Raw genomic sequence first — 7798 nt, forward strand, 5'->3', positions numbered from 1 at the left:
AACGCCTTGGAATGAACGCTTACGATTGTGTTTCGTCCTTACAAACTGGGTCAGTTTGTTGATATTGGGGGCACGTCCGGTACGGTTAAGGATCTTAACCTGTTCGTGACCGAGTTAGTGACGCCTGACAACGTGCAAATTATTGTGCCTAATGGGCAGGCTTGGGGGGCTATCATCACTAACTTCTCTCATCACTCGACACGCCGTGTCGATCTTGTGTTCGGGATTGGCTATGACGATGATGCTGATCTGGCCATGGCGATCATCAGCGGCTTGGCCGAGGCTGACAGCCGTATCCATGGTGATCCCGCACCTTGGGTAAAAGTCACTAACCTGGGAGCCAGTAGTGTGGACCTTACCGTGCGGCTTTGGGTCGATGCGGCGGATTATTGGGATGTGAAATTTGATATGACGAAAGCTGTCAAAGAAGCCTTTGATAAGCAAGGTGTTTCAATACCTTACCCGCATTCGGTAGAAATTCAGAAAGCGGGGTAAATGTTTCCGTTGATACGGTTTGTTAAGGCGCGCCCTTTAAAGGGCGCGCTTTGCTTTCGTAGTTTGTGATGGCGGTTACTCTTAATCGTCCTCGTCCCAGTGTTCCATCGCGCGTTTGTCATCGGGAAGTCGGACGATGTCGCCTACGTTAAGCTTGTGGTGGGATTCGTGGTGGTGCCCGTGTCGGTCAAGAATGGCGGCAACGCTGCCGATGCTGACGGCATCTTCATCACGATAGGCTTCTACTTTTACCCGCACAATGCGGCCTAGATAACGGGCGGAGAGCATGGCGCCTGGGTAGGGCGGCGTGTGGTCGGGGTCATTCTTAAAAAACTCTACAACGCTTGCGCTGCCAGGTTCGTCCCATTCGATATGCTGATGCATTGTCAGTGTCCTTTTGTTGAGCGGTATCAGATAGCGTGATGTTTAAGTGTAGTGTGCGTTGGTGTGATAGAGCCAATCACTGCTGAAGCATGGGGATGTCGTGGATCCGCTGCACTCACATTCGCTGGTTGGATAGCTTTGTCTTCAAAAGAACAAGTCTTCAAAAGAACTTGTCTTCAACAGCCGTGGGGGTAATACCTTTCTGTGTGCTGTTTTCACGTTGGTTAGTGCATTAACCGATTCTTGCCGATGGTATTGGCTTATTCGTGTTGAATAGTATGGTTAACACTATGACGGCGGGGGCAGTGCTATTGGGCAAGCATTTGAGCGTTTAACCAACAGGAGATCCTAAGCCATAAGAGACGTTAAGTATCCGTATGCGAGTTGGGAGGTGGCCGGTAGGGTTTGTTACTCCTTGATGGCGAGTCTCGGGTAAGCCCTGATGTTTCCAGGCTGAAGGTTTGTAAACGGGTAGGGCAGGCATAAAGGCGCTGTAGTAAATCAGCAAGCGCTGCTTCATCTAGCTCTGGGTCTAAGCCCCCCAACCGTTCTAGCCACGTGCGCCTGATGGCGATGTAGGGAGGAACAGCGACGCCTGCGCCTAAAAAGCACTGGAGTAAGCGTTCGGATAAGCGGGGTGGTTCGCTGCCAATCAAAAGAGCATCCAGCGTGTACGTGTCTAGCTGGGGATAAAGTAAACACCATAGTTTGGCTGTTAGCGCCCGTTGCTGCATTGCAATCAGCAACCAATCAGCTTGGCTGAGATATGCGGCTTGATTGATCCTTGCGCCCAGTGGCTGGGAAGGGGTAACAAGAAAGTGCGCGCGGTAGCGTTGCTCAATGTCCGGCACGCGCGGATCGGCGGTGGCGCTGGTCACGATAATGGGAAGTGTGTGGTCTGCAAAGCCTGTTTGGCGAATAGCGCGCAGGTGACGTGGTAAAAGGGCACCTGTGACTGACGCATCAACAATAAAGCAGACCGTGCCCATGTGAGTGGCTTCCTGTGTTGTGAAACCTGTTTGTTATTAAATCTATCTGTTTGTAATCAATTGTAGGTGTGAGTTTCTTTTGGTATCAAGCTAAAGTTCACAGTGATGAGGAAAATAATAGATGCTTGATATGCACCATGTTGGTGCTTGCGGGTCTCTGGTTGGTCTTTATTGGTGCGTTTTTCTGAGCTAGGTGGCTTTTTAGGGCTAAGTTCGTTCTTTCGCAGAGCATTATGCTACATGAAGAAGCGCAGTATTTTATTTTTTATCTTTTATAAAACAAATGCTTGTTGTTTTTTTATGCCATATTGGTGCAGAGTTGGCATGTTCCGTGCTTGGTATTAGGCAGCGGCTAGCGGGTCGTAGGCAGATGCCTCTCGGCGTGCTACAACGATAGCCGGTTTGTTTAATAACTCTTTTATCGGTAGCTTACTGTCACAAGCTTAAGCCACGTTCATACCGGAGGACACTATGTCAGCCAAGACTCTCGCGCTAATCGAAGAACATGATGTTAAATGGGTAGATCTGCGTTTCACCGACACGCGCGGTAAAGAGCAGCACGTCACCGTACCGGCACGGGACGTGGACGAAGAGTTTTTTGAAAATGGTCAGATGTTCGATGGTTCCTCTATCGAGGGCTGGAAAGGCATCAACGAATCCGACATGATTCTTCGTCCTGAAGATGGCACTGGTTTCCTCGACCCCTTCACCGAAGACGCTACCCTGATCCTGCGTTGCGATATCATCGAGCCTGCCACTATGCAGGGCTATGACCGTGACCCGCGTTCTATTGCCAAGCGCGCAGAAGCTTACCTGCAGTCCACCGGCCTGGGCGACACCGCCTTCTTTGGCCCTGAGCCTGAGTTCTTCATTTTCGACGAAGTCCATTGGAAATCTGACATTCAGGGTTCCATGTACAAAATCACCTCTGATGAAGGTGCTTGGGCGACCAGTAATCAGGTAGAAGGTGGCAACTTGGGGCACCGCCCGCGCGTTAAAGGCGGCTACTTCCCGGTTCCCCCGGTTGATAGTTTCCATGACATGCGTGGTGCAATGTGTAACACCCTGGAAGCGATTGGCCAGACCGTTGAGGTTCACCACCACGAGGTTGCTAACGCGGGTCAGAACGAAATCGGCGTTAAATTCAACACGCTGGTGAAGAAAGCTGACGAAGTTCAGGAAATGAAATACGTGATCCACAACGTGGCTCACGCTTACGGCAAAACTGCTACGTTCATGCCGAAGCCGCTGGTAGGCGACAACGGGTCTGGTATGCACGTACACCAGTCGTTCTGGAAAGATGGCCAGAACCAGTTCGCGGGTGACGAGTACGCTGGGCTTTCCGAAATGGCGCTTTACTACATTGGCGGTGTGATCAAACACGCTCGTGCTCTGAACGCCTTCACGAACGCGTCTACTAACTCGTACAAGCGTTTGGTGCCAGGCTTTGAAGCGCCGGTTATGTTGGCTTATAGCGCTCGTAACCGTTCTGCCTCTATCCGTATTCCGTATACCGCCAGCCCGAAAGGTAAGCGTGTTGAAACACGTTTCCCTGACCCGACTGCTAACCCCTACCTGGCGTTCGCGGCGCTGCTGATGGCGGGTATCGACGGTATTAAGAATAAGATTCATCCTGGCGATGCCATGGATAAGAACTTGTACGACCTGCCGCCAGAAGAAGGTAAGTCAGTACCGACCGTTGCCAACAGCCTGGACCAAGCGTTGGAAGCACTCGATGCAGACCGCGCGTTCTTGACCGAAGGTGGCGTGTTTACTGATGATATGATCGATGCATACATCGACCTCAAGATGGAAGAAGTGGAGCGCATTCGCATGACCACTCACCCGATTGAGTTCGATATGTACTACAGCTGTTAAGAGCGATTGCTAAGCACAGCAGCTAGTATCACTCCCTCGGGTGTGACTGGCCTAAAACCCCGCTTCGGCGGGGTTTTTTTATACCACTGAATAGTGAGACGAAGAGGTCTGTTTGCAAGGGGAGAACGCTGTCTGCGGCGCCGCACTGATGCGGTGAGTATTTTTATTGATGATGAGTCATGCGCACTATAATGGTGCAATAAGTGACAGGCTGACCGCTCGGACTGCGCTATAACGGCTCGCTACATCCCCGCCCCCTGCTCATTAGCCGTGCAAGTGGCCAATTGGCGCGCTTTTTGCAGTTTCTCTTTCATACGCTCGATAACGCTATTTTTTACAGCGACGCTTCAGGATACGCCATGTACCAGCGCTTACTTGAACACCTCACCACTGCAGTCTTACTGCTAGACGGTGAACTCCGTGTTCGTTGGATGAACCCGGCAGCGGAAGCGTTGCTAGCGGTGAGTTTTAGCCGTGTGCAGGGCATTAGTTTAGACACTCTGTTAGGGGGCGATGAGAGTATTGATGATGTCCTCGCTAAAGCGCGGGATGCCTTTCATCCCTATACCCAACGCGAAGCACGCATTACGCCGCTGAACAGCGAGCCATTAACGGTGGACTACACCGTGACCCCGCTTTCAGCCGATGAACTATTACTCGAAGTAGAGCCCCGTGATCGGCTAATGCAGATTTCCCGGGAAGAAGCGCTGACCACCCGGCAAGAGACCATCAAAGTGTTGGCGCGGGGCTTGGCTCATGAAGTTAAAAATCCCTTAGGCGGGATTCGTGGTGCTGCCCAATTATTGGAGCGCGATCTGGATGATCCTGCACTGCGTGAATTCACCCATATTATTGTGGAAGAGGTGGATCGGCTGCGAGATTTGGTCGACTCCATGTTGGGCCCCAATCGCATCGTCAAACATGAGCCGGTCAATATCCATAAGGTGTTAGAGCGGGTGCGAGCGCTGCTGATTGCCGAGCATCCGCATATTGAGATCCGTCGTGATTATGACCCGAGTTTGCCGGATCTTTCTGGCGATGAATCTCAAATGATTCAAGCGGTGTTGAATGTGGCACGTAACGCGGTACAGGCCATGAGTGATGCAGCAACGCCTTCGCCGGAACTTATGCTGCGCACCCGCGCACGCCGCCAATTTACGCTGGGGGCTGAACGCCATCGTTTAGTCAGTGAAGTGGGGGTTATTGATAATGGCCCTGGCATACCTGAAACGTTACGTGAAACGCTTTTCTATCCCATGGTTTCTGGGCGCGCTGAAGGTAGCGGCCTAGGGCTATCAATTGCTCAATCGATTTTGCACCAACATCAAGGATTGATCGAATGCGACTCACGCCCAGGGCATACCGAATTTCGTTTACTGATTCCATTGGTTGTTAATTTCACCGGAGAAGCGTCATGACTGAGGCGACACAAACCGATGTAGCACGAGTGGTTATTGTCGATGATGACCGCGCCATCCGTTGGGTATTAGAGCGGGCCTTAGCGCAGCCAGACCTGGATATAGAGTGTATTGAACGCGCCGATACCGCGCTGGAGCGACTGTTAGAAAATCCACCGGATGTGCTGGTGACTGACATTCGTATGCCCGGCATTGATGGGCTGGATTTAATGTCCCGGGTGCGTGATGCACACCCTGACCTGCCGGTGATTGTGATGACCGCGCATTCGGATCTCGACAGTGCCGTGGCGTCTTACCAAGGGGGCGCCTTTGAATACCTGCCGAAACCCTTTGATGTGGACGAAGCGCTGGCGCTGGTGCGCCGTGCGGTCGCTCATGCAAGAGAGCGCCAGCGCCCGGTCAGCGTACCGGAAGGGTTGAGTGCTGAGATTATTGGTGAAGCGCCCGCTATGCAGGAAGTGTTTCGCGCCATCGGGCGGCTTTCCCACTCCCACATCACGGTGTTAATTAACGGTGAGTCTGGCACCGGTAAAGAGCGTGTTGCTCAGGCGCTCCATCAACATAGCCCGCGAGCAGGCAAGCCGTTTATAGCGCTGAATATGGCGGCAATTCCCCGGGACTTGATTGAGTCCGAACTATTCGGCCATGAGAAGGGCGCGTTTACAGGGGCAGCGCAACAGCGCCAAGGTCGCTTTGAACAGGCTAACGGCGGAACGCTGTTTCTTGATGAAATTGGTGACATGCCCGCTGAAACGCAAACGCGCTTGCTGCGTGTGTTAGCGGATGGTGAATTCTATCGCGTGGGTGGCCATACGCCTGTAAAAGTTGATGTACGTATTATTGCCGCGACCCATCAGAATCTAGAATCGTTAGTTGACGATGGGCGGTTTCGCGAGGACTTGTTCCACCGCTTAAACGTGATTCGCGTTCATCTGCCGCGCCTTTCCGAACGTCGGGAAGATATTCCGCGTTTAACGCGTCATTTCTTAGCGGAAGCTGCCAAAGAGCTGACCACCGATATCAAGGTGTTAACGCCCGAAGCAGAAGCGCATCTTACCCGTTTGCCGTGGCCGGGTAATGTTCGTCAATTAGAAAATATTTGCCGTTGGCTAACGGTCATGGCTTCCGGCCGCGAAATTCTCATTGAGGACTTGCCCCCAGAACTGCTCTCGGTCAGCGCTTCTGAAGGTAGTGTTTATGGCGATTGGCGTTCCGCGTTCAGGGATTGGGCTGACCACGCCCTGGCAGAAGGCCATACCCATCTGCTGGAAGAAGCCGTGCCGGATTTTGAACGTATTCTGATTGAAACGGCGCTGAAACATACCGGTGGGCGCAAAGGGGAAGCTGCCGAATTGCTCGGCTGGGGGCGCAATACTCTTACTCGTAAATTGAAAACGCTGCTGCCTGCGCTGGCAGATGATGCCTAACCGCCCCTTCTTTTAACAAATAACCTGTTAGCGACCAATCTATTCGCAACCCATCTGTCAGCGGTTACTCCGCCGCTGGCAGTACAAAAACAGCATCTGCTAATGCAGAGTCGGGTGACTCGCAGGTTTCTGTTGACCAGGGCAGTAAGCTGAAGGTGTGATCTACCCCCAGCCCATCAAGTTGGTGGGGCACACCATCTTGGTAAATTACATGGCCTAAACCCATTAAGCCAACGGCCAATTTACCCTCCAAGGCGGCGTTAGTCAGCCCTTCGGCCATCGCGACATCCCAGCTAAGCTGGGCCTGTAAAAAGCGTCTTAGCATAGCGGGGTCGTCGTCACCCATTGCATGCTGGTCAAATACCTCTTTTAAGCGCATTTCATAGCCAGCGCTTGGCGGTAACGGTGCAGGTATATGGTGTCGCTGGTCGGCAGGCACGCTGCTGAAGCCGTCACGAGCTAAGCGCTGACGCAGCTCGGGCGTAATGTTGAGGGCGATCAGAGGAATCTGTTGAACACGCGCGAAATGGAGAATGGGTAAGTAAAGATCAGCATCAAACCCCCAGTTCTCCTCCCAGCCGGACTGTTCCAGCAGCGCTTCTTCGGATAACAAGCCCGCAACCCAATCATCGAGTGCGGGTTGCGCTTCCCGGGGCAGCATTTCTAACCCGATGACCATATCGTCACGCAGCGCGTAAAGCCCCGCTAGGGTGTACAACTGCCAGCGGTGGTGGTCAACGGCATCATGCTGCTCGCCCAATAGGACAACCTGGTGCTGTATTGCTTGGGCTAAAACAGCGCTGTTAGCAACGACATGTTGCGATTGCCACCACTGGCCAGGAAGAGGGCGGCTGGCATGAGCCGCTAAAGGTAGCCAGCCTAGAGTCATGGCAGCGATGAAATGGTGGCGCATGGGCGTTGTGTCCTAGCGTTCTTCTGCTTTAAGGCGATTGATCTCAGTCAGAATAGCTTCTGCTTCTTCCGTCAATGTGGCGTTAGCTCTCATGTCACCATTGCGCGAAGCTTGCATTGCGGCCTGTAATTTACGCTCGTAATCTTGCTGAAGTTTTTTCTTGGGATCGCGTTTAAATAGACCAAGCATGAGTATTCTCCTGTTGTTTGTACATCATTTGTATAGCTTTGCTTGGCGTATGTCGACTATTTTCCCGAGTCACCACACCGCCATTCCCGAGTGGGGTAATCGGGA

General features: G+C 52.5%; 8 protein-coding genes. 4 read left to right on the top strand and 4 right to left on the bottom strand.

The genetic code is table 11. The features are described from left to right. The first annotated feature begins 27 nt into the window (after positions 1–27). Positions 28–495, top strand: a complete 468-nt coding sequence (locus INT22_RS00090) for a mechanosensitive ion channel family protein (protein ID WP_319021957.1) — start codon at positions 28–30, stop codon at positions 493–495. Positions 496–576: 81 nt separating this feature from the next. On the opposite strand, the gene INT22_RS00095 is transcribed toward INT22_RS00090, so the two are convergent. Together INT22_RS00095 and INT22_RS00100 are read right to left on the bottom strand one after the other, a co-directional pair. Continuing rightward, positions 577–879 carry a hypothetical protein gene (locus tag INT22_RS00095; RefSeq protein ID WP_193061183.1) on the bottom strand — a complete coding sequence of 101 codons (303 nt, stop codon included), beginning with the start codon at positions 877–879 and terminating at the stop codon, positions 577–579. A gap of 365 nt (positions 880–1244) precedes the next feature. Next, complete coding sequence (locus INT22_RS00100; RefSeq protein WP_089039989.1) at positions 1245–1868, bottom strand: hypothetical protein; 624 nt, start codon at positions 1866–1868, stop codon at positions 1245–1247. 471 nt (positions 1869–2339) lie between these two features. Here INT22_RS00100 and glnA point away from each other — a divergent pair, with 471 nt between their 5' ends. From glnA to glnG, 3 genes are all read left to right on the top strand, one after another. Continuing rightward, complete coding sequence (glnA, locus tag INT22_RS00105) at positions 2340–3746, top strand: glutamate--ammonia ligase (RefSeq protein WP_089039988.1); 1407 nt, start codon at positions 2340–2342, stop codon at positions 3744–3746. Between the two features lie 359 nt (positions 3747–4105). Next, on the top strand, positions 4106–5164 hold the full coding sequence (glnL, locus tag INT22_RS00110) for a nitrogen regulation protein NR(II) (RefSeq protein ID WP_193061182.1): 1059 nt from the start codon (positions 4106–4108) through the stop codon (positions 5162–5164). After that, entirely contained in the window at positions 5161–6591 is a 1431-nt protein-coding gene (gene glnG / locus INT22_RS00115; RefSeq protein WP_193061181.1) for a nitrogen regulation protein NR(I), read from the top strand. The genes glnL and glnG overlap by 4 nt, the downstream gene beginning before the upstream one ends. Before the next feature lie 64 nt (positions 6592–6655). On the opposite strand, the gene INT22_RS00120 is transcribed toward glnG, so the two are convergent. Both INT22_RS00120 and INT22_RS00125 read right to left on the bottom strand, forming a co-directional pair. After that, the gene (locus tag INT22_RS00120) at positions 6656–7504 is read right to left on the bottom strand and encodes a ChaN family lipoprotein (protein WP_193061180.1); all 849 of its coding nucleotides are present in this window, start codon (positions 7502–7504) and stop codon (positions 6656–6658) included. A gap of 12 nt (positions 7505–7516) precedes the next feature. Continuing rightward, the gene (locus INT22_RS00125) at positions 7517–7693 is read right to left on the bottom strand and encodes a DUF6435 family protein (RefSeq protein WP_193061179.1); all 177 of its coding nucleotides are present in this window, start codon (positions 7691–7693) and stop codon (positions 7517–7519) included. Positions 7694–7798: the final 105 nt, after the last annotated feature.

It is taken from the genome of Halomonas sp. 3D7M (genome assembly GCF_014897885.1).
Lineage (GTDB): Bacteria > Pseudomonadota > Gammaproteobacteria > Pseudomonadales > Halomonadaceae > Vreelandella.